Genomic DNA, 20,807 nt, shown 5'->3' with positions numbered 1-20,807 from the left:
GGCTGGTCGCGTGACCCGCCGATGATCCGGCGAGGTCGCCTCCGACGTCAAGCCGGCAGTCTGCAACCTCGCCGCATTATAGGGAACGGCCCGTGCCTCTATCTGCCGTCGAAGACCGGCGCCCGCTTCTCGCCGAAGGCCCGCCGACCCTCGACATAGTCGTCGCTGGCGAAGCAGGCATCGACCGCCAGATCGGCGGCCTCGGCCATGGCCGGGTCGCCCAGCAGCACATGTTCGACCGACAGCTTGGCCGCCATGATCGTCAGCGGCGCCAGACCGGCCAACATCTGGGCCCGTTCGGTGACCACATCGGCCAGCGCCACATGCGGCACCACATCCGACACCAGCCCCCAGGCCAGGGCCTGGCTCGCCTCCAGCCGGCGGGCCGAGACCACCATTTCCCGCGCCCGGGCCGGGCCGACCGCGGCGGCAAGCCGGGCCAGCGCCTCGCGGCCATAGCCCACGCCCAGCTTCGCTGCCGGAATGGCGAAGACCGCATGCTCGTCGGAGATCCGGATATCGCAGGCGAGAGCGAGGTTGAGCCCGCCGCCGACACAGGCGCCGTGGATCATCGCGATCACCGGCAGCCGGCTGCGGGCGATGCGATGCAGCACCGACCTCGTGGCCTCGGCATAGGCCTGCACGCCCGCCGGTTCCGACCGTTCCTGGTCGAAGCGGGAGATGTCGGCCCCAGAGGCAAAGGCACGGCTGCCCTCGCCCCGGATCACCAGGGCGCGGATGCTGGTATCGGCCGAAAGCTCGTCCAGCGCCTGGGCCATCGCGTGCCACATGTGCAGGCCGATGGCATTGCGCCGGTCGGGATTGTCGATGACCAGGGTGGCGACCGCGCCCTGGGTGTCGACGCGGATGCGCCCGGCTTCGGGCATGGACATAGGCGTGTTTCCCCTCGATCGAGGACGGTGACGGACCGGTCAGATCAGATCAGATGACGCCCCGGTCCCGCAAGCCGTCGATCGCATCGGCTGCAAGACCCAGATCGCTCAGCACGCGATCCGTATCGGCGCCGAGCGCCGGCGGCGGCCCCGCGATGCCGCCCGGGGTCGTGGTCAGCGTGACCGGCAGCCGCAGCAGCGCCGTGCTGCCAGCCGCGTGCCCCGGCAGGTCGACGGGGGTTGCGAGCCGCAGATGGCGGACCTGGTCATCGGCGAAGACCTGGGCCATGTCGTTGATCGGCCCGGCCGGCACGCCGGCGGCGTTGAACACACGCGTCCACTCGTCCGCCGTCCGGGCTTTCAACCGCTCGGCGATCAGCCCATTCAACCGGTCACGATTGACGAGCCGCGCCTCCCGATCGGCGAAATCCGGATCGGCTGCCAGATGCTCCAGCTCTGCCACTTTGCAGAAGCGCTGCCAGATCACCTCGCCTGCCACCGCCAGATTGATCGGCCGGTCCGCGGTCGGGAAAACACCGGTCGGGATCGAGGTCGGGTGGTTGTTGCCGGCCTGGGCCGGCACCTCGCCCTCGACCAGGGTGCGGGCGGCCTGGAAGTCCATCATGAAGACCTGGGCTTCCAGCAGCGAGGTGTGCAGCCACTGGCCCTCGCCGGTCGCACGCGCATGCAGCAGGGCCGCCAGGATGCCCAGCGCGCAGAACATCCCCGCCGTCAGATCGGCCACGGGGATGCCGGCTCGCACGGGCCCCTGCCCCGGCAGCCCGGTCACCGACATCAGCCCGCCCATGCCCTGGGCGATCTGGTCGAAACCCGGCCGCCCGGCATAGGGCCCGTCCTGGCCGAAGCCCGAGATCGAGGCCATCACCAGGGCGGGGTTGATCGGTTTCAGATCCTCCCAGGCGATGCCGAGGCGCTGTTTCACGTCGGGGCGGAAATTCTCGATCACCACATCGGCGCGCGCGACCAGACGGCGGAAGAGATCCAGCCCCTCCGGCGCCTTCAGGTCCAGCGTCATGCTGGCCTTGCCGCGGTTCAGATTGGCGAAATCGCTGCCCTCGCGCCCCATCATGCCGTCGCCACCCGAAGCGGTCTCGGGCGGTTCTATGCGGATCACCCGTGCACCCCAGTCGGCGAGCAGTCGCGTCGCCGCCGGGCCCGAGCGCACCCGCGACAGGTCGAGCACGGTCAGCCCGGCGAGGGGGCCGCGCGGGGCCCCCTCGCCTGCCGTCCGGCCCACCTGATCCCGATCAGGAGACCCCGGCATAGCGCTTCCACAGCTCCATCAGCTTGGCGCCGTCCTCGCCATGGGCATCGACATAGCCCTGATAGATCGGCTTCATCAGCTCGTCGATGCGGGCGCGATCCTCGGCCGAGAGATCCTGGCTCACCTTGGCCAGCTTCTTGATCTCGGCATAAAGCTTGTCCTGCTCGGCCTTGAAGTTCTCGGTCGACCAGGTGATGGTCTCGGCCACTGCCTGTTCCACCGCCTTCTGCTGCTCGGCATCCAGCGCCTGCCATTTGCGGCCGTTCATGATCAGCAGATAGGGCGAGCGCACCAGATTGGCGTCGACATGCACCGGTGCGACGGTCGCGAGATTGTTGTTCACATAGGACGACCAGGTGGTGGCGATGCCGTCCACCGTGCCGGTCTGCAGCGCCAGGAACTGTTCGGCCGCGCTCATGAACACGATCGAGGCGCCCATGGCACGCAGCGCTTCGTCGGAGAGGCCGCCGGCGCCGCGGATCTTGCGGCCGTTCAGGTCGGCGACGCTCTCGATCGGGTCGCGCATGAACATGCCGACATCGCCCGAGCTGTTGATCACGCCCAGCATGCGCACGCCGAAGCGGCCGAGCGAGCGGTCGATGACCTCACGGACCTCCGGATCGGACGCAAACTTCGCCTGGGCGGCATCGTCATAGCTCGCCGGCGGGAACGGCAGGGTGAAGATGTTGAGCAGCTTGGCCTGGCCGGTGATGTAGCCCGCATAGATGGAATACATGTCGACGGTGCCCTGAGCCGTCGCCTGCAGTCCTTCGCGGCCTTTCACCAGGCTCTCGGCCGGGAAGACCTCGACCTTGATCGTCTTCGACAGGGTCTGGATGCGGTCGGCCAGGTACTGCGCGGTACGGCCGCGGAAATCCTCGGTCGCGAAATAATGGCCGAAGCGGAGTGTCACCTCGGCGGCACTCGCGGCACCGGCCGAGATCAGGGCGAGGGTCGCCGCGGCGACACCGGCGGCGAGCCGGGCGCGCAGCCGCGGGCGGCGCGCATTGGTCCGGAACAGGGGCATGGCGTGTCCTCCCTTTGGACGAGTTCGACTGTCATTGGGTTTTGGGCCGGCAGCCTCGGGGCCGCCGGCCGGCAGGCGTCAGCGGATGAAGCCGGTGACGAGCTCGGGGAAAAGGCAGAGCACCACGATCACCGCCGCCAGCAGCCCCATGAAAGGCAACGTTCCGCGCACGACCTGGGAAATGCTGGTACCAGGCAGGCAGGATTTGGCGACATACAGGCAGAGCCCGACCGGCGGCGTGATCACGGCGAAGGACATGTTCACGATCAGCACCATCGCGAACCAGACCGGGTCGAAACCCAGCTTGATGATGGTCGGGTACACGATCGGCATGGTGATCAGGATGATCGAGGTGACCTCCAGGAACATGCCGAGCACGAAATAGGCGGCCATCAGCAGAGCGAAGACGGCCCAGCGCGACAGCCCCATATGCAGCACCCAGTCGCTCAACCCCTGGGGCACGCGCAGCAGGCCCAGCAGATAGCCGAACAGCATGGCGCCGATCAGCACGAACATCACCATGCAGGAGGTGCGGGTGGCATTGACAAGTGCGGTGCGGAAGGCCGGCCAGCTGAGCTTGCCCGACACCGCCGCCAGCAGCAGCGCGCCGATCACGCCCACGGCAGCCGCCTCGGTCGGCGTCGCGATGCCGACATAGATGCTGCCGATGACCGCCACGATCAGCACCACCGTCGGGCCGGCCAGACGGATCGAGGCCAGCCGCTCCGCCCAGGTGAAGCGCGGCCGCGGCGCGTCGGGCTCGATGCCGTGGCCCAGCGAGACGGCGACCATGATGTACAGGCAGAAGGCGGCGATGATCAGCGCCCCCGGCACCAGGCCGGCCAGGAACAGATCGGCGATCGGGGTTTCGGTCACCACGCCGTAGAGGATCAGCGGCAGGCTGGGCGGAATGATCATGCCGAGTGCGCTGGAGGCGGCGACCGTGCCGGTCGACATCTCGCGCGTATAGCCGCGACGGACCATTTCGGGGATGGCCACGCCGCCGATCACCGCGGCCACACCGACGCCGGTGCCGGCGACGGCGCCGAAGGCGGCACAGGCCACCACGCCGGTCATGGCAAGCCCTCCGGGCAGCCGGCCCAGCCAGCGCTCGATCGCCAGGAACAGGTCGCGGCCGATTCCGGTGAAGCTGATGATCTCGCTCATCAGAATGAACAGCGGCACCGCGGTCAGCACGAATTCCGAGGTGGCCCCCCAGCTGATGTTGGAAAGCGCGGTCAACGCCCCCGCATCGCCGAAGGCGAGCAGCCCGGCCAGCGTCGCACCCGACAGTGCGAAGCCGATCGGTACGGCAAAGAAGACGAAGCCCAGCAGCAGGATAAGAGCGACGACGCCACCGGTCATGACCGCACCTCGGGTGCCGCGGCGGAACCGGTCAGACGGGTGACGGCATCCAGCGCCCCGGCAAGCGCCGACAGGGTCAGCACCGCCGCCCCCACCGGGATCGCGGCCTGCGGCAGCCAGAGCGGGGTGGCGAGCATGGTGGGGCTTTCCCAGCCGAAATCCCAGCTGTCATAGGCCATCCAGGCGCCGGTCCAGGTCATGGCGGCGCCCACGGCGCCGGCGATCAGGTTGCCGAACAGCGCCAGCGCCGCCCGACCCCGCGGCCCGGTCATTTCTTCCAGCATTTCCATGCGGACATGGCCGCCCTGGCGCAGGACCCATCCACCGGCAAGGAAGGTGGTCGCAACCAGCAGATAGCCGCTGACCTCGTTCACCCAGATGGTCGGCCGGCCGACGACGTAGCGGGCGACCACCTCGTAGAACACGAACACCGCCAGGCACATCACCAGCACGGCCGAGAGTGCAAAGGCGGCACGGGCCAGGCGGTCGGCGCCGGCCAGGATCACTTTCATGAAGGTCCTCCCCGAGGGATCGCCGCCGGTTTGCCCGGCAGGCTTCGTGATGAACATCAGTGTAGGCGGCGCCGATCAAAGTGTATATACTTTTCTAAATACGGGATGCATTGCACTGCAAAAGGAATACTGTTGCGCCGCACCCGAAGCCGCGACACTTTGGACGACCGCACCCTAGAATGTGCAGACGCATGCACCCGCAAACCGGATCCGGGACCCGATGACCGAGCAGACCCGCCCACGCCGCCCGACGATTGCGGAAAGCGTTCAGAAGCGCCTGGCCGACGACATCCTGTCGGGCGAGCTGCCGCCAGGTTCCGTCGTCGAGGAAACCCATCTCGCCGAACGCTATGGCGTCTCGCGCACCCCGGTGCGCGAAGCGGTGCGGCGACTGGCGGAAAGCGGGCTGATCGAAACCCGCCCCCGGCAGCGGGCGGTGGTCGCCCGGCCCACGATGTCGTCGGTGCTGGAAATGTTCGAGGTGATGGCCGAGCTGGAAGGGCTCTGCGCCCGCCTCGCCGCCCGCCGGATCACCGAGCGTGGCCGTGTCGCCCTGCAGCAGGCCTGCGCCGACGCCCATGCCCAGGCGGTGAAGGGCGATGTGAACGCCTATTACGAGGTCAACGAGCGCTTCCACGAGCTGATCTACGAAGCCGCCCATAACCGCTATCTGGAACAGGAAACCCAGCGGCTGCGCGACCGGCTGCGGCCCTATCGCCTGCATCAGGGCCGCAGCCCCGGCCGGCTCGGCCGGTCTGACGACGAGCATGGCGAGGTGATGGCCGCGATTCTGGCCGGAGAGGCCGACCGCGCCGCCGATCTGATGCGCGCCCATGTCGTCATCCAGGGCGATGTGCTGCGCGACTTCATCCTTCGCCCGCCGCCCGGCCTTGCCGAGACCGGCTGAGTTTTCGTTCGACCCGGACTTCACGCCCCACAGATCCCCTCCCCGGAAGGCAGACAGATGACCGACCAGACCCAGGCCGCCGACACCCCGGCGGTCACGCTTTCCCTCGACCGCGGCGTTGCCGTGCTGGAAATCCGCAACCCGGCCAAGCGCAATGCCGTCAGCTACGGCATGTGGGTGGCGATGGCAGAGCATCTGGCCGGGCTGCGCGACATGAGGCCGGGCGAGCTGCACGCCGTGGTCGTGCGCGGCCATGGCGAGCGCGCCTTCGTATCGGGCGCCGATCTCAGCGAGTTCAACGAGGCCCGGTCGGGCACCGAGGGGCCGAAGCGGTACGATGCGGCGGTGGAAGCCGCCTCGGCGGCCCTGGAAGCGATGCCGGTGCCGACCATCGCGCTGATCCACGGCGCCTGCATCGGCGCCGGCATGGGTGTCGCGCTGGCCTGCGACCTGCGCTATGCCGACGAGCGTGCGACCTTCGGCATCCCCGCCGCCCGGCTCGGCATCGGCTATCACGAAACCGGCGTCCGCCGGCTGGTCGACGCGATCGGCGCCGCCCCCGCCCGCGAATTGCTGATGACCGCAAAGCGCTATGACGCCGCCGCGGCGAAGGCGATGGGGCTGGTGAACGCCGTGCTGCCGGTCGACGCGCTCGACGGCCATGTCGAGGCCATCCTCGACACGCTGCGCGAAAACGCGCCGCTCTCGATCCGGGCGTCGAAATACTCGGTCCGCGCCGCCACCCGCCCCGAGGACGCCGCCGCCGTCACCGCCGCCCGCGCGGCAATCGCCGCCTGCAATGGCAGCGCCGACTATGCCGAGGGTCTGGCCGCGCTGACCGAGCGCCGCGCGCCCGCCTTCACCGGCAACTGACCCTCCCGCTTTCACCCGCATCACCACCGGAAGCCCTCAGCCGATGACCCGTACCCTGCACGCCCTGATCGATGCGGGCCTTGCCCGCAGCCCCGACGCCATCGCCATCCGGACCGGCGATGGCGGCACGGTGACCGCGCGGGCGCTTGGGGTACGGGCCCGGGGCTTCGCCTCCGCCCTGGCTGCGGCCGGGGTGCAGCCGGGCGACCGGGTGGCGGTGCGGGTGGAGAAGAGCGTCGATGCCATCGCCCTCTTCCTCGGCACGCTGCGGGCAGGCGCGGTGTTCCTGCCGCTCAACACCGCCTACACCCCGGCCGAACTTGGCCCCCTGCTCGCGGATGCCGCCCCCCGGATCTTCGTCACCGACCCGGCAGCGGTCGATCAATGCCGCGCGGCAATCCCCGAGGGCACCGCGCTTCGCACCCTCGGCACCCGGGGCGAGGGCGATCTCGCCGCCGCGGCCGATGCCGCCATCGCGGGCGGCGTGGCGGCACCTGCACCTGAGCTCGGGCCTGACGATCCGGCGGCCATGCTCTACACCTCGGGCACCACCGGCAGGCCCAAGGGTGCGCTGCTCAGCCACGACAACCTGCGCAGCAATGTCGAGACTCTCTGCACCGCCTGGGGCATGACCTCGTCCGACGTGCTGCTGCACGCCCTGCCGCTGTTTCATGCCCATGGCCTCTTCGTCGCCGCCGGCACCATCCTTGCCGCCGGCGGCAGCATGATCCTGCTGCCGCGCTTCGACGCGGAGACGGTCCGGGCCCGCCTGCCCGAGTCGACGGTGTTCATGGGCGTACCGACCTTCTATGCCCGGCTGCTCGACCTGCCGGGTTTCGGGGCCGCCGACTGTCTGAAGCTCCGGCTCGCCACCGCCGGTTCGGCCCCGCTCGGCCCCGATCTGTTCCGACGATTCGAAGCGGCCACCGGCCACGCCATCCTCGAGCGCTATGGCGCGACCGAGATGAGCATCGTGGTGTCCAACCCGCTCGACGGCGAGCGCCGCCCGGGCAGCATCGGCTACCCCCTGCCCGGCATCGAGGCGCGGATCGCCGGCGCCGGCGACATGCCCCTGCCGGCCGGCGAGACCGGCGAGCTGCAGATCCGCGGGCCGGCGGTGTTCCGCGGCTACTGGCACCGCCCCGAAGCGACGGCCGAGGCCTTTACCGCTGACGGCTTCTTCCGCACCGGTGATCTCGCCCGCGCCGACGCCGACGGCCGGCTGTCGATCGTCGGCCGGTCGAAAGACCTGATCATCACCGGTGGCTACAATGTCTACCCCCGCGAGGTCGAAATCCTGCTCGACGACATGGAGGGGGTGGGCGAAAGCGCGGTGATCGGCCTGCCCCATGCCGATTTCGGCGAGGCGGTGACCGCCGTCGTGGAGCCGGCCCAGGGGGCGCCCCGGCCCGACGAGGCCCGGATCCTGCCGGCCCTGCGTGCCGCGCTTGCTGCCTATAAATGCCCGAAGCGGGTGCTGGTGGTCGACCGGCTGCCGCGCAACACCATGGGCAAGATCGAAAAGGCGCGGCTGCGGAGCGAGCATGCCGGGCTTTACACTGCGGCGCAAAAAAAGTGATGTGTGGCGCATCCGAACAGTCCGATCCCGTGTAACATGATTGAGTCACGTCGCGCCGGCTTGGCCTTCCACCCGGAAACCGACTAACTTGGCGCGGATGTGAGGCAATCAGCCGGGAGAGGTGCATGCCGACAGGCGCCGGACCGCGTCGATCCGACGCTTCCGACATCACACAGACCAATTCGCCCGAGACCCGTTGGCCCGAGGCCAGCTGGACCGACGGCCCCCACGGGCGCAGGCTCGTGGTCCGCGGCGACTGGACGACCGCAAGGCTCGACCGGATCGAGCGGATCCGGCGGGGCAAGGAACCGCCGGCCGGCGAGATCGATATCGGTGAGGTCACCGCCATGGATGCCAATGGCGGGCTGATGCTGCTGACGCTCGCCGGTGTCTCGGAAGCCCCTGAGCAGACCGACGGCCGGCTTGCGGTCGCCGGCGGCGATGACCGTTATCGCGATCTGCTGAAGACATTGATGCCGGCGGCCTCGGTCGATTGCGGCACCCGCCGCCGTGCCGGTGGCTTCCTCGGCATGGTCGAAACCCTGGGCCGCGCCACGATCGGGGCGTTCAAGGAAGCGCGCGACCTGGTGGCCTTCATCGGCCTCGTGACCATCGCGCTGATGCGCACCGTCTTCCAGCCACGGCGGATGCGCTGGACGGCGCTGGTCAGCCATATCGAGCGCACCGGCCTGGACGCCATGCCGATCGTAGGCCTGCTGGGCTTTCTGATCGGTGTGGTGCTGGCCTATCAGGGTGCAGACCAGCTCCGCCAGTTCGGCGCCGAGATCTTCACCGTCAATCTGGTCGGTGTCGGCGTGCTGCGTGAAATGGGCATCCTGTTGACGGCGATCATCGTCGCCGGCCGCTCGGGCAGTGCCTTCACGGCAGAGATCGGCTCGATGACGCTGAACGAAGAGGTCGATGCGATCCGCACGCTGGGCCTCGACCCGGTCGACCTGCTGGTGATGCCGCGCATGCTGGCGCTGATGATCACCCTGCCCCTGCTCACCTTCTTCGCCGACATGATGGGCATCTTCGGCGGCGCGGTGATGGCGCTGCTCGCCCTCGACATCTCGTTTTCGCAGTACTTCCGCCAGCTCGGCACGGCGATCACGCTGACCACTTTCCTGGTCGGCATGGTCAAGGCGCCGATCTTCGCGGCGATGATCGCGGTGATCGGCTGCTTCCAGGGCCTCCGGGTCGGCCGGTCGGCGGCGGCTGTCGGCCGGGCGACCACCGCCTCGGTGGTCGAAGGCGTGTTCGTGGTGATCCTGCTCGACGCGCTGTTCTCGGTCCTGTTCTCGATCCTGGGGGTGTGAGGGCATGACCAGTTCGACACGCAAACCCTCCGGGGAACCGATCGTCGAGGTCGAGGGGCTGGTGACCCGCTTCGGCAGCACCGTCATCCACGATCATCTGAGCTTCACCGTCGATCGCGGCGAGATCATGGGCGTGGTCGGCGGCTCTGGCTCGGGCAAGTCGGTGATGCTGCGGACGATCCTGGGCCTGATCCATCCGGCCGAGGGCCGCATCCGCCTGCTGGGTGAAGAAATCACCGGCTCCGACGATGCCGCGCGCAGCCGCCGCCAGCGGCGCATGGGCATGCTGTTCCAGGACGGCGCGCTGTTCAGCCAGCTGACCATTGCCGAAAACGTCGCCATGCCGCTGATCGAACATGCCAATGTCCGGGCCGACACCGCGCATCGGCTCGCGATCGAGAAGCTGGTGCTGGTGGGCCTCAAGCCGGGGGATGGCGGCAAGCTGCCCTCGGAACTTTCGGGCGGCATGCGCAAGCGCGCCGGCCTCGCCCGGGCGCTGGCGCTCGACCCCGAGCTTCTCCTGCTCGACGAACCGACCGCCGGCCTCGATCCGATTTCGGCCGAGGGCTTCGACCAGCTGATCCTGGACCTCAACCACGCGCTGGGGGTGACCGTCATGCTGGTCACCCACGACCTCGACACCCTGCACGCCATCTGCGACCGGGTCGCCGCACTCGTCGACAAGCAGATCCGCATTGCGCCGATCGCCGAGCTTGCCCGCGACCCGCATCCATGGCTGCAATCCTATTTCGGCGGGCCGCGCGGCCGCGCCGCGCTCAGGGCGACGGAGATGCCGCGGGCTTCGGCCGGCACTCCCGAACCCGAGGCGCGGCCGGATGCGCCGCCGGCCCGTTGAACACCGGGGACGAAACCGATGGAAACCCGTGCCAATCATCTGATCGTCGGCAGCTTCGTGCTGGTCCTGCTCATCGGGCTCGTGGGCTTCGTGCTCTGGGTGGCGGGCAGCCGCTCCGACCAGTCCTATACCCAGTACGACATCTTCTTCGCCCAGGCGATCACCGGCCTCAGGACCGGCGATCCGGTCAGCTATCGGGGCATCCCGGTGGGGCAGATCGCCTCGATCCGCATCGCGCCCCAGAACCCGGATTACATCCTGGTCACCGCCGACATCGCCGAGACCACGCCGATCGGTCCCAACACCGTGGCGACGCTCGCCCTGCAGGGCATCACCGGCGGCGCCTATATCCTGCTCGACACCGATGATTCCGGTGCACTCGCCACCACGGGGATACGGGCCGAAAGCCCCAGCGGCCATCGGGTGATCCCGTCCAAGGCCTCGCGGATCGACCAGATCATCGCCGGCGCTCCGGATCTGATCTCGCGCGCCATCACCCTGCTCGATCAGGCCAACGAGGTCTTCGGTCCCGAAAACCGCGCCATGATCACGGCCACCCTGTCGGATCTGAAGACGGTGAGCGGTGCGATCGCGCAGAACCCCGAACGGCTCGACAAGGTGATGGCTGATGCAGAGGCGACGGTCGCGGCGGCCCGCGCCGCCGCCGAACGCTTCGACGGCATGATGACGAAGCTTGAAGGCACGGCGGGCAATCTCGACAGCCAGCTGAGCCGGACGCTCACCGAGCTGCGCAGCACAGTCGGCAATATCGATCAGGGGGCGACCCAGCTGCTCACCGAGCTGCGCGGCACCAACCGCAACCTCAACAGCCTGATCGACGAAAACCGCACGCCGATCAACGACTTTACGTCCAACGGCCTTTATGAACTGACGGCGCTGCTGGCCGAGGCCCGCAGCCTCGTCACCACCTTGAACAGCCTCGCCGTGCAGATCGAGCGCGACCCGCAGCGCTTCCTGCTCGGCGGCCAGCAACAGGGATACACCCCCGGTGACTGACGCGACCGCACCCCAGATCAACCGTCGCGCCGTGTTGCGGACCGGCATGCTCGCCGCCACCGCGGCGCTCGTCCTCTCCGCCTGCTCGCCGGGCTCGCTGCTGCTCGGCGATCCGCCGCAGCTCTATCGTCTGACGGCGCCCGAACAGATCCCGGGGGTGGCGACCGGCGGCCCGGACTGGCAGCTGTCGGTCGAACGGCCCACGGCCTCCGCCGCCCTGGATACCTCGCGGGTGGTGTTGCAGCGCGGACGGTCCGAGATCGGCTATTTCGCCAAGGCCAACTGGACCGACCGCACCACCGGCATGATGCAGTCGCTGATGGTCGATGCCTTCCTGAACGCCCGCTCGCATGTCTCGGTGGCGCCGGCCTCGGTCGGGCTCAGGCCCGATTTCACCCTGCAGTCGGAACTGCTGAACTATCAGGCGCAGTACCCGGCCGAAGGCGCGGGCGCACCGGTGATCCGGCTGGAGGTCAACACCCGGCTGGTCACCATGCCCGACCGGCGGATCGTGGCCCAGAAGCGGTTCGAGATCCGCCAGCCGGCCGTGACCGACGGCGTGCAGCCGGTGATCAACGCCTTCGACGCCGCGACCGACCGGTTCCTGCAGGAGCTGGTGGTCTGGGCGATCGATGCCGGCACGGCGGCCCTGCCGCCACGCTGAACGATGCCGATGATGTAGCCTGTCATGGGGAGGTGGCGATGAGCGGCATGATCCAGGGCCTGGTTCCGACGCTCGCCGCTGCCGCGGGCGGCTGGGGCCTCGCCCGCTATGCCATCGCCGCCGCCATCGCCCGCAATGAAGGCCGCGCCGGCCCCGTCAGATCGCGCGTCGATCATCTCCGCCGCCTGATCACCCGCGGCCGCCGCGCCACCACGGCCGAAGAGGATGCCGAGGCCTGGCGGCACCAGCGGAACCGGCAGGATGCAGGGGCGATCGCACCCGAGGCAGACGGCTTCGGCTGGACGCCGCCGGCCTCCCCCGGTCGTGCCGCCCTGGGCGCCGGGCTGCTCGCCGCCCTGGCGGTTCTGGTCGGCCTGCTGATCGGCTCTCCCGCGCCGCCAGCACAGGTCGCGATCCTGGCCGCCGGCTGTGCCGCCCTCGGCGCGGCCGATCTGCTCCAGGGCCGCCTGCCCGATCCGCTGACCTGGGGGCTGCTGATCCTGGGTCTGCTCGCCTCCCCCGACGATGCCGCACTGGGCGAGCGCACGCTTGCCGCAGCCGCGGGCTTCGGCGGCATGTGGCTGGTCGCCATGGCCTATCGGCTGGGGCGCGGGCGCGACGGCATCGGCATGGGTGATGTGAAACTGGCGGCCGCCGGCGGTGCCTGGCTGGGCGCGGCGCTGCCCTGGGGGCTGGCGCTGGGGGCCGCACTCACCGTCGCCCTGGCGGGGCTGCTCGCGGTCAAGGTCTCGGCCGACCGCCGCCTGCCTTTCGGCCCGGGGCTTGCGGCCGGGATGGTGATCCTGTTTCTGGCGGCCCCCGCTCTCGGGTGAGCCGACCGCTCAGCCGGCCGCGAGCTTAGGGACCAGCCCGGTTACATCCTCAAGCCGGTCAAGCACCAGATCGGCGGCCGCGGCAACCGTGGGGTCGATGCGCGCCCCGCCCTTCACCACCACGGCAAGTCCTGCACCACCCGCCCGCGCCAGGGCGACGTCGTGCAGGCTGTCGCCCACCACGGCCACCACGGAAGCAGGCCGGCCGATCGTGGCGGCAAAGGCGGTCAGCATGCCCGGCCCGGGCTTGGCGCCATGGCCGCTGTCATAGCCGGCGACGAAGTCCAGATGGGCATGCAGCCCGCACTGGGCGACCAGGGCCTCAGCCCCTGCGGCGCTGTCATTGGTGGCGATGCCGAGCCGCAGGCCGCCGGCGCGCAATGCGCCGAACAGCGCCGGCAGATCGCAGACCGGCTGGGCCGCGCCGGCGCCGAAGCTCACGAACATGCGATCGATCTCTCGCGACAGCCGCAGCGCATCGGGCTGGCCGGGCAGGAAGGGCGACCAGGTCCGCGCCAGGCTGATGCTGTCGCCCATTGCAAACAGGGATCCGGGCAGCACCCGGTCGGTTTCGGGGTCGTGGCCGGCCGCTTCAAGCAGGCGATGGGCCAGGCGGAGATCGCCCCGCGCCAGACGCTCGGCGACCCGGCGATTGACAGGGCCCCAGCTGGCATCGAAATCGACCAGCGTGCCGTCCTTGTCGAACAGGATCGCTTCGATCCTGGGCCGTTCCGCCCCGATGGTCATGGCAGCTGCCCTCTCCCCCCTGGTTCCCGTCCTGATCGCCGGACCATGCCCGAGCCGGGCGGCGGGATCAAGCCTGCGTCCTGCGCATGGCTGCGGGCCGCCCCCGTCACCGGGCTTGCGATCCCCGCCATGGCCGGCCCACAATCCCGGGGCATACCTGCCCGGGCGTGACCGCCCGGCACCAACCGCTCCCGGACCCACCCCCCCATGGCCCGCAACCGGCTGAAGCCGCTTTTCCGTGCGCTCGCCGCACCCGCCTATCGCCAGTATACGATCGGCAATGCCACCTCGCTGATCGGCATGTGGGTGCAGCGCCTCGCCATCGGTTGGATGGCCTGGAAGCTGACGGGGTCCGGCGCCTGGCTGGGCGTGCTCGCCATGTGCGAGTTGCTGCCGACGGTGATCCTGAGCCCCGCGGTCGGCGCGCTGGCCGACCGGCTGGACCGCCGCCGGCTGATCATCGCCACCCAGGGCCTGATGCTGGTCCAGTCCCTGACCGCCTTCACCCTGGTGGCGACCGGGCTGATCACCATCGGCTGGCTGGTGGCGCTGGGTCTGGTGCTGGGCGTGGTCACCGCCTTCGGTCAGCCGGCACGTCTGGCGCTGGTGCCCGAACTGGTGCCGCGCGACGATCTGCCAGCCGCGGTCGCGCTGAATGCCAGCCTCTTTAACCTGGCACGCTTCCTGGGCCCGGCGATCGCCGCCCCGCTGCTGGCGCTGGAGGACGGCACGGCCGCTTTTGCCGCCTATCCGCTGACGCTGATCCTGTTCCTGGTGCAGCTGATTCGCCTGCGCGTACCGGTGGCGGAAGACGCCGGCAGCGGCCGCGCGCGCACCGCCACCCGCCCCGGCCTGATCGCCGATTTCCGAGACGGCCTGGCCTTCGCCGTGCGCCATGGGGGTATCGGGCCGCTGCTCGCTCTGCTCTGTTTCGCCAGCCTCGGCGCCCGCGCCTTGCCCGAGATCCTGCCGGCCCTGGCCGATGGCCATTTCGGTGCCGGTGCCGGCGGCTATGCCGCCTTCACCGCCGCCATCGGCATCGGCGCGCTGGCGGCGGGGCTGTGGATGGCGATCGGTGCGGGCGAACGACGCCTGGTGCAGGTGGCGGTGGTGGCCACCGCCCTCGGCGCCGTCGGTACGGCGCTGTCGGCCCTCGCCCCCACCGAACCGGTGGCGATCGCCCTGCTGACCCTGGTCGGCTTCGCCATCACCTCCAACGGCATCTCGATCCAGACCCTGCTGCAGCTGCATGCGCCGCCCGACCGCCGGGGCCGGGTGATCGGGCTTTATCTCGTCGTCATGCGCGGCGTGCCGGCGCTGGGCGCGCTCGCCATCGGCAGCGCCGCCGATCTGGTCGGCATCACCCTGCCCCTGCTCGCGGCCGCCCTGATCGCGGCGGCAGGGGCCGCATACGCCTGGACCCGCCTGCCGCGGATCGAGGCCGGCCTTGCAGGAAGTGCCGCATCGGGCCGGAGCGAGGGCTGAGCCTCGCCCCGGTTCCGACATCAATGCGCGAACAGCACCGGCAGCGGCGAACGGTGCAGCAGGTCGTTGGTGACGCCGCCGAAGATCATCTGCCGGAAGCGGCTCTGGGTATAGGCGCCCTTCACGATCAGGTCGGCGCCCATGGCATGGGCCTCGGCGATGATCACCTCGGCGACGCTGCGGTCACCCTCGTCCAGCGTGCGCGCGCCGGCGGCGACGCCGTTGCGGGCCAGATGCCGCGCCAGTTCCTCGGCCGAGGGACCGGGCACCATGCCGCCCTTCACCGCCAGCACCAGCACCTCGTCGGCGGTGGTCAGCCAGGGCATCGCCATCGCCACGCATTGCGCGGTCTCGGTGCTGCCGTTCCAGGCGACCAGCACCTTGCGGCCCAGCTCGGCGCGCGGGGCCTGCGGGGTGACCAGAACCGGCCGGCCGCCGTCGAACAGCACCGCCTCGGCGGTCACCCGCCAGAGGTCGCGCGCCGGATCGTCGGGGCGGGCGACGATGGTCAGATCGAAGACCCGCGACTGATGGCCGACCACCTCGGCTTCCTGGCCCGAAAGCTCGCGCCAGGAAGCGGTCGGGCAGCCGAGTGCCGCACCGCCGGCATCGATCTCGGCCTTCTGAATGCCCAGCCGGGTGACCGTCTCCTCATACACCTTGCGCACCCGCTCGGCCATGTTCTGCCAGCGATTGCCCATCTCGACCAGATAGTCCGACGGGATGACCAGGCCGTCACCGGCCAGGATCTGCGGGTCGTGGCGGATCAGCAGGGCTTCGATATGGCTCTTGAAATGCTGCGCGACGGAATGGGCGGTCTCGAGCGCCACGGCGTCGCCATCGTCGCCATGCATGGGGACCAGTATCGTCTTCATCGGCCGGCTTCCCTCGTTCCAAGGTGTCAGACGCTCCGGGACCCCGGAACGTCCGGTGTCGCGCGCCGGAGCCCTGGCACCGCAGATGCACAATCCGCGTGGCGGGCAGCACGGGCTCCGGAGCCGAAGTTTAGCGCCCGGACCGGCCCCGCGCCACGGCGGAAGCCGAAATTCGCCGCGGTGTCACGGATCGATACCGGGTCGTCAAAAAAGCGACACGCAATCGGACTATGGTGCGCCGGATCAGGGAGCGGGAGGGGCCTCCGTCGCAACCGGGATAGACCGCCACCCCAGGTGGTGCGGTCCCGTCTTTGCGAATGATCGGTGACGTGCGATGCTACCCCGCGCAGCGAAAGCGTTTCGGGGAGCGTGAACGTCGACCTGCATTGGCAGTCCATCGCGGGAAGACGTACGCCGGGCACAAGGTCACCCTCCGCAGCCCCTGCCTGAAACAGCCCTCCGGGTCGGGCGATACGCCCCGGTGCCGGATCCAGACTGCGTTCGAGAGGAGCCGACGATGACCGACAAGGTCGATGCCAACTCCGTGGCGGCCGGGACCGCCGCCGCGGCCCGTGCCTTCACCCGCCGTGGCCTGCTCAAGGCCTCGGCTCTCGGCGGCGCCGCCCTCGCCCTCACGGGTCCGGCGATCCTGAACCCGGCCCGCGCGGCAGGTGGCGAGGTCCGGATCTTCGCCTGGGCCGGCTATGTCACCGACGAGATGCTGGACGCCTTCAAGGCGGCCACCGGCATCACCCCGGTGCGCACTGAATACGGCACTAATGACGAGCTGCTGAACCAGCTCCGCGCCAGCCAGGGCGGCGGTTTCGACATCATCTGGCCGACCGTCGACCGCGTGCCCAACTATGTCGAGTTCGAGCTGGTGCAGCCGATCGACGAGGGCAAGGTCGCCTTCGACCGCCTGCTGCCCGCCACCATTTCGGGCTCGGCCGGCATGGGCGGCGTGATCAGCGGCAAGCGCTATATCGTGCCGGTCGACTGGGGCACCGAGGCGCTGACCTTCCACAAGCAGCAGGCGCCGCTGGAATACGGCAAGGCCAGCTTCGGTGATCTGTGGAAGCCGGACTTCGCCGGCAAGGTCACCGTCCGCGCCCATTCGGCCCTGGCGGGCCTGGGTCTCTGGCTCGAATCCGAAGGCAAGCTGCCCGCGCCCTATCGCGACAGCTTCAAGGACGAGGCCACGATGACGAAGAACTACGACGTCATCATCGCCGAGGCCATCAAGCACAAGAAGAATGTCGGCCAGTTCTGGAGCAACGAAAACGAGGCCCAGGGCGCCTTCCGCGCCAATGGCTGCGTGATCGGCCAGACCTGGGATTCGTCGTCGCTCGCCCTGTCCAAGGAAGGCCTGCCCTTCGGCTATGTGGCGCCCAAGGAAGGCGCGCTGGCCTGGATGGAAGGTGTGTGCCTCACCTCCAAGGCGCCCAACCTCGACAATGCCTATGCCTTCATCAACTGGCTGCTGACCCCGGAAGCGGGCGCGATGCTGGCCAACCACATGGGCTACAACTCCACCGTCAAGGGCGCCGACGCGCTGCTGACGCCCGAGAACAAGGCCTTCTTCGCCGCCGCCTATCCGGGCGACGCGCTGGACAAGCTGTGGTGGTGGCCGGTGCAGGAAAGCTGGTTCGTCGCCAAGCGCAACGGCTATCAGGACCAGTTCCTGTCCGCCTGAGCCGGAACGGCCTGAAGCGGCGCCCCCGGGCCCGGGGGCGCCGCTTTCGGAGTCCACCCACCGGAGACGAAACGGCACCCCATGAGCCACGGCGTCACCCTTGAACACGTCACCATGCGCTTCGGCGCCGGCCCTGCGGCCGTCGACGACGTCGACCTGACCATCGCCCCCGGCCATTTCTTCTCGATCCTGGGCCCCTCGGGCTGTGGCAAGACCACGCTGCTGCGCATGATCGGCGGGTTCCTGGAGCCGACCTCCGGCCGGGTGCTGATCGGTGGCCGCGACATGGCCGGCCAGCGGCCCGAACAGCGGCCGACCGCCATGATCTTCCAGAACCTGGCGCTGTTCCCGCTGATGACCGTGGCCGAAAATATCGGCTTCGGCCTGGAAGTCCGCGGCATCGCCGCGGCCGAGCGCCGCAAGCGGGTCGAGAAGCTGCTCGACGTGATCGCCCTGCCCGGCATCGCCGACAAGAAGGTCACCGACCTCTCGGGCGGTCAGCGTCAGCGCGTCGCCATCGCCCGCGCGCTGGCGGTGGAGCCCCAGGTGCTGCTGCTCGACGAGCCGCTGTCGGCACTGGATCTGAAGCTGCGCCAGCACATGCGGGCCGAACTCCGCGCCCTGCAGCAGCGCACCGGCGTCACCTTCATCTACATCACCCATGATCAGGGCGAGGCGCTGGCCATGTCCGACGAGGTGGCGGTGATGAGCGCCGGCCGCGTCCAGCAGGTCGCAGCCCCGGCCGAACTCTACGACCGGCCGCGCACCGCCTTCGTCGCCGGCTTCGTGGGCGAGGCCAACCGCATCCCCGGCCGGGTGACCGGCATGGACGGCAACGAGGCGGTGGTCGACACCGCCTTCGGCCCGATGGCCGGCATCGCACCGGCACCGCTCAAGGCCGGCCAGCCGGCCGCCCTGTTCGTGCGCCCCGAACGCATGCGCCTGACCGCCGCCGAGGGTCTCTCCGCCATCGGCGCCCTGCCGGCGGTGGTGACCGATCAGCGCTTCGAAGGCCCCTTCCTGCATCTGGTCGCCCGGCCCGAGGGCCATGGTCCGGGGCTACCGGCCGAATTCCTGGCCCAGCTGGTCAATGACGGCAATCTGCCGCCGCTGGCGCCGGGTGTGCGCATCGGCCTCGCCTTCGGGCCGCAGGATGCGGTGGTGCTGGCCGATGGGTGACATGATCCGCCGACGCGGCCCGGCCCTCGCCTTCGCCATTCTGGGGATCAGCGCGGTCTGGGTGCTGATCCTGGTGGTGCTGCCGCAGCTCTGGATGTTGGACTATTCGCTGCGCCCCAACCTGCCGCCCTCGAAGGTCGGCGGACCGGAGGACATCCGCAGCTTCGCCAACTATGCCGCGCTGTTCTCGAACCAGATCCATTTCGCCATCTTCATCAAGACGATCTGGGCGAGCGCACTGGTCACCCTGCTGACCCTGGTCGCCTGCTACCCCATCGCCTATTACCTGGCCCAGGTCGCCACCCGCAGGCGGGCGGCGACCGTGATGCTGATCCTGATCATTCCGTTCTGGATCAACGAGGTGCTGCGTACTTTCGCCTGGTACATCATCCTGGCGCTGAACGGGCCGCTGAACGGCCTTCTGCTCGGCCTCGGCGTCATCGATCAGCCGGTGCGCTGGATCGACGGCAACGGCGCGGTGCTGGTCGGCATGGTCTATGCCTATGTGCTGTTCATGGTCTTTCCGATCTACAACGCGATCGAAAGCCTGGACCGGGCGCAGATCGAGGCCGCCCGCGATCTGGGGGCCGGCTGGCCGCGCATCCACCGCCGGGTGGTGATCCCCCATGCCAAACCCGGCATCGCCACCGGCTGCATCATGACCTTCATGCTCGCCGCCGGATCCTATGCCGTACCGGCCCTGCTCGGCTCGCCCGGCAGCCGCTGGTTCACCCAGATCATCTATGACTGGTTCTTCGAGGGCGGCAACTGGCATATGGGTGCGGCCTATGCCTTCGTGCTGCTGCTGATCTGCATGGGCTTCATCATGATCATGATGCGGGTGTTCAAGGTCGGCGTGGGAGACATCGCGAGATGAGCACCGGAACCGCCACCGGCGAAGACCGTCTGGGCCGCATGATGATGCGGCTCTATCTGGGCCTGTTTCTGTTCTACCTCTTCCTGCCGCTGATCGTGATGGGGGCGGCCACCTTCAACGACAGCCGCCTGCCCACCATCACCCCCTGGGCCGGCACCACGCTCAAATGGTTCGACGCCCTCTGGTCCGACAGGCAGATGTGGGAAGGGCTGACCACCAGCCTGCTGGCCGCGGCCGGCGTGGTCGCGGTCACGGTGCCGGTCGGTACCGCCGCAGCCCTGCTGCTCGACGGGCTGCGCGGGCGGGCGCGCAGCTTCGGCTTCGCGCTGATGGTCTCTCCCCTGCTGACGCCGGGCGTGATCATCGGCATCTCGACCCTGGTCTTCTGGCGCCAGATCGAGGTCGGCGGCGGGTTGTTCCTGATCATCGTCGCCCAGTCCACCTATATCGCGGCCTATGTGATGCTGATGGTCCAGGCGCGGCTGCAGCGCTTCGACCGTGGGCTGGAGGAAGCCGCGCGCGATCTGGGGGCCAGCCCCTGGACCTCGTTCCGCCGCATCACCCTGCCCTTTCTGGCGCCGACCATGCTGGCCGCCGCCTTCATCGCCTTCCTGCAGAGCTTCGAGAACTACAACACCACCCTGTTCGTGCGCGGCTTCGATACGCCGCTCACCGTCTATATCGCAAGCAAGGTGCGCACCGGTGTCACCCCCGCGGTCAATGCGCTGGGGCTGATCCTGATCGCGCTCACCATTCTGGGCGCGGTGATCTGGGAGCTGAACCGCCGGCGGGCCGCCAAGCGCATCGCCCCCGCCGGCTGA

Annotated in this window: 20 protein-coding genes; 13 read left to right on the top strand and 7 right to left on the bottom strand. The window is 69.4% G+C overall.

The window, feature by feature from the left end; all coding sequences use genetic code 11:
* Positions 1-98: 98 nt before the first annotated feature.
* The 5 genes from TMO_RS07085 to TMO_RS07065 all read right to left on the bottom strand — a co-directional run bounded on the left by TMO_RS07085 (position 99) and on the right by TMO_RS07065 (position 5,082).
* Positions 99-893, bottom strand: a complete 795-nt coding sequence (locus TMO_RS07085) for an enoyl-CoA hydratase (RefSeq protein WP_014744927.1) — start codon at positions 891-893, stop codon at positions 99-101.
* A gap of 49 nt (positions 894-942) precedes the next feature.
* Positions 943-2,178 (bottom strand): CaiB/BaiF CoA transferase family protein, encoded by a 1,236-nt coding sequence (locus TMO_RS07080; protein ID WP_014744926.1) that lies wholly within the window; start codon positions 2,176-2,178, stop codon positions 943-945.
* Entirely contained in the window at positions 2,162-3,205 is a 1,044-nt protein-coding gene (locus TMO_RS07075; protein WP_014744925.1) for a TRAP transporter substrate-binding protein, read from the bottom strand. The genes TMO_RS07080 and TMO_RS07075 overlap by 17 nt, the downstream gene beginning before the upstream one ends.
* 78 nt (positions 3,206-3,283) lie before the next feature.
* Positions 3,284-4,570 (bottom strand): TRAP transporter large permease, encoded by a 1,287-nt coding sequence (locus TMO_RS07070; RefSeq protein ID WP_014744924.1) that lies wholly within the window; start codon positions 4,568-4,570, stop codon positions 3,284-3,286.
* Positions 4,567-5,082: a TRAP transporter small permease subunit gene (locus TMO_RS07065; protein ID WP_014744923.1), complete on the bottom strand. Its 516-nt coding sequence runs from the start codon at positions 5,080-5,082 to the stop codon at positions 4,567-4,569. Before TMO_RS07065 ends, TMO_RS07070 begins: the two co-directional genes overlap by 4 nt.
* A gap of 220 nt (positions 5,083-5,302) precedes the next feature.
* On the opposite strand from TMO_RS07065, the gene TMO_RS07060 reads away from it, so the two are divergent.
* From TMO_RS07060 to TMO_RS29200, 8 genes are all read left to right on the top strand, one after another.
* Positions 5,303-5,989 carry a GntR family transcriptional regulator gene (locus TMO_RS07060; protein ID WP_014744922.1) on the top strand — a complete coding sequence of 229 codons (687 nt, stop codon included), beginning with the start codon at positions 5,303-5,305 and terminating at the stop codon, positions 5,987-5,989.
* Positions 5,990-6,046: 57 nt separating this feature from the next.
* Positions 6,047-6,862 (top strand): enoyl-CoA hydratase-related protein, encoded by an 816-nt coding sequence (locus TMO_RS07055; RefSeq protein WP_014744921.1) that lies wholly within the window; start codon positions 6,047-6,049, stop codon positions 6,860-6,862.
* A gap of 43 nt (positions 6,863-6,905) precedes the next feature.
* Positions 6,906-8,441: an AMP-binding protein gene (locus TMO_RS07050; protein WP_014744920.1), complete on the top strand. Its 1,536-nt coding sequence runs from the start codon at positions 6,906-6,908 to the stop codon at positions 8,439-8,441.
* 125 nt (positions 8,442-8,566) lie between these two features.
* Positions 8,567-9,760 carry an MlaE family ABC transporter permease gene (locus tag TMO_RS07045; protein ID WP_014744919.1) on the top strand — a complete coding sequence of 398 codons (1,194 nt, stop codon included), beginning with the start codon at positions 8,567-8,569 and terminating at the stop codon, positions 9,758-9,760.
* Positions 9,761-9,764: 4 nt separating this feature from the next.
* Positions 9,765-10,616: an ABC transporter ATP-binding protein gene (locus TMO_RS07040; RefSeq protein ID WP_014744918.1), complete on the top strand. Its 852-nt coding sequence runs from the start codon at positions 9,765-9,767 to the stop codon at positions 10,614-10,616.
* 18 nt (positions 10,617-10,634) lie between these two features.
* Entirely contained in the window at positions 10,635-11,633 is a 999-nt protein-coding gene (locus TMO_RS07035; protein ID WP_014744917.1) for an MlaD family protein, read from the top strand.
* Positions 11,626-12,297, top strand: coding sequence for an ABC-type transport auxiliary lipoprotein family protein (locus TMO_RS07030; protein ID WP_014744916.1), 672 nt, complete (start codon positions 11,626-11,628; stop codon positions 12,295-12,297). The genes TMO_RS07035 and TMO_RS07030 overlap by 8 nt, the downstream gene beginning before the upstream one ends.
* Before the next feature lie 38 nt (positions 12,298-12,335).
* Positions 12,336-13,130 carry a prepilin peptidase gene (locus tag TMO_RS29200; RefSeq protein WP_014744915.1) on the top strand — a complete coding sequence of 265 codons (795 nt, stop codon included), beginning with the start codon at positions 12,336-12,338 and terminating at the stop codon, positions 13,128-13,130.
* Between the two features lie 9 nt (positions 13,131-13,139).
* Here the strand turns inward: TMO_RS29200 and TMO_RS07020 are convergent, their stop codons facing one another.
* Entirely contained in the window at positions 13,140-13,877 is a 738-nt protein-coding gene (locus tag TMO_RS07020; RefSeq protein WP_014744914.1) for an HAD family hydrolase, read from the bottom strand.
* 207 nt (positions 13,878-14,084) lie between these two features.
* Between TMO_RS07020 and TMO_RS07015 the strand changes: the two genes are divergently transcribed.
* Positions 14,085-15,362, top strand: coding sequence for an MFS transporter (locus tag TMO_RS07015; RefSeq protein WP_014744913.1), 1,278 nt, complete (start codon positions 14,085-14,087; stop codon positions 15,360-15,362).
* A gap of 20 nt (positions 15,363-15,382) precedes the next feature.
* Here TMO_RS07015 and TMO_RS29195 read toward each other — a convergent pair whose 3' ends face one another.
* Positions 15,383-16,237 (bottom strand): universal stress protein, encoded by an 855-nt coding sequence (locus TMO_RS29195; RefSeq protein ID WP_051045321.1) that lies wholly within the window; start codon positions 16,235-16,237, stop codon positions 15,383-15,385.
* Between the two features lie 517 nt (positions 16,238-16,754).
* On the opposite strand from TMO_RS29195, the gene TMO_RS07005 reads away from it, so the two are divergent.
* The 4 genes from TMO_RS07005 (at position 16,755) to TMO_RS06990 (ending at position 20,807) form a co-directional block, all read left to right on the top strand.
* Complete coding sequence (locus TMO_RS07005) at positions 16,755-17,930, top strand: extracellular solute-binding protein (protein WP_014744911.1); 1,176 nt, start codon at positions 16,755-16,757, stop codon at positions 17,928-17,930.
* Between the two features lie 81 nt (positions 17,931-18,011).
* Positions 18,012-19,109: an ABC transporter ATP-binding protein gene (locus TMO_RS07000; RefSeq protein WP_014744910.1), complete on the top strand. Its 1,098-nt coding sequence runs from the start codon at positions 18,012-18,014 to the stop codon at positions 19,107-19,109.
* The gene (locus TMO_RS06995; protein ID WP_041604866.1) at positions 19,102-19,986 is read left to right on the top strand and encodes an ABC transporter permease; all 885 of its coding nucleotides are present in this window, start codon (positions 19,102-19,104) and stop codon (positions 19,984-19,986) included. The genes TMO_RS07000 and TMO_RS06995 overlap by 8 nt, the downstream gene beginning before the upstream one ends.
* Positions 19,983-20,807 carry an ABC transporter permease gene (locus TMO_RS06990; RefSeq protein ID WP_014744908.1) on the top strand — a complete coding sequence of 275 codons (825 nt, stop codon included), beginning with the start codon at positions 19,983-19,985 and terminating at the stop codon, positions 20,805-20,807. Before TMO_RS06995 ends, TMO_RS06990 begins: the two co-directional genes overlap by 4 nt.

This window comes from Tistrella mobilis KA081020-065, assembly GCF_000264455.2.
GTDB classification, from domain to species: Bacteria; Pseudomonadota; Alphaproteobacteria; order Tistrellales; family Tistrellaceae; genus Tistrella; species Tistrella mobilis.
The sequence above is the reverse complement of the archived record's forward strand: the minus strand, read 5'-3'. Positions and strand labels throughout refer to the sequence as shown.

Coding starts and splice junctions, on each gene's coding strand:
- TMO_RS07085 (WP_014744927.1), bottom strand. CDS start 893: ATGTCCATGCCCGAAGCCGGGCGCATCCGCGTCGACACCCAGGGCGCG.
- TMO_RS07080 (WP_014744926.1), bottom strand. CDS start 2,178: ATGCCGGGGTCTCCTGATCGGGATCAGGTGGGCCGGACGGCAGGCGAG.
- TMO_RS07075 (WP_014744925.1), bottom strand. CDS start 3,205: ATGCCCCTGTTCCGGACCAATGCGCGCCGCCCGCGGCTGCGCGCCCGG.
- TMO_RS07070 (WP_014744924.1), bottom strand. CDS start 4,570: ATGACCGGTGGCGTCGTCGCTCTTATCCTGCTGCTGGGCTTCGTCTTC.
- TMO_RS07065 (WP_014744923.1), bottom strand. CDS start 5,082: ATGAAAGTGATCCTGGCCGGCGCCGACCGCCTGGCCCGTGCCGCCTTT.
- TMO_RS07060 (WP_014744922.1), top strand. CDS start 5,303: ATGACCGAGCAGACCCGCCCACGCCGCCCGACGATTGCGGAAAGCGTT.
- TMO_RS07055 (WP_014744921.1), top strand. CDS start 6,047: ATGACCGACCAGACCCAGGCCGCCGACACCCCGGCGGTCACGCTTTCC.
- TMO_RS07050 (WP_014744920.1), top strand. CDS start 6,906: ATGACCCGTACCCTGCACGCCCTGATCGATGCGGGCCTTGCCCGCAGC.
- TMO_RS07045 (WP_014744919.1), top strand. CDS start 8,567: ATGCCGACAGGCGCCGGACCGCGTCGATCCGACGCTTCCGACATCACA.
- TMO_RS07040 (WP_014744918.1), top strand. CDS start 9,765: ATGACCAGTTCGACACGCAAACCCTCCGGGGAACCGATCGTCGAGGTC.
- TMO_RS07035 (WP_014744917.1), top strand. CDS start 10,635: ATGGAAACCCGTGCCAATCATCTGATCGTCGGCAGCTTCGTGCTGGTC.
- TMO_RS29200 (WP_014744915.1), top strand. CDS start 12,336: ATGAGCGGCATGATCCAGGGCCTGGTTCCGACGCTCGCCGCTGCCGCG.
- TMO_RS07020 (WP_014744914.1), bottom strand. CDS start 13,877: ATGACCATCGGGGCGGAACGGCCCAGGATCGAAGCGATCCTGTTCGAC.
- TMO_RS07015 (WP_014744913.1), top strand. CDS start 14,085: ATGGCCCGCAACCGGCTGAAGCCGCTTTTCCGTGCGCTCGCCGCACCC.
- TMO_RS29195 (WP_051045321.1), bottom strand. CDS start 16,237: ATGAAGACGATACTGGTCCCCATGCATGGCGACGATGGCGACGCCGTG.
- TMO_RS07005 (WP_014744911.1), top strand. CDS start 16,755: ATGACCGACAAGGTCGATGCCAACTCCGTGGCGGCCGGGACCGCCGCC.
- TMO_RS07000 (WP_014744910.1), top strand. CDS start 18,012: ATGAGCCACGGCGTCACCCTTGAACACGTCACCATGCGCTTCGGCGCC.
- TMO_RS06995 (WP_041604866.1), top strand. CDS start 19,102: ATGGGTGACATGATCCGCCGACGCGGCCCGGCCCTCGCCTTCGCCATT.
- TMO_RS06990 (WP_014744908.1), top strand. CDS start 19,983: ATGAGCACCGGAACCGCCACCGGCGAAGACCGTCTGGGCCGCATGATG.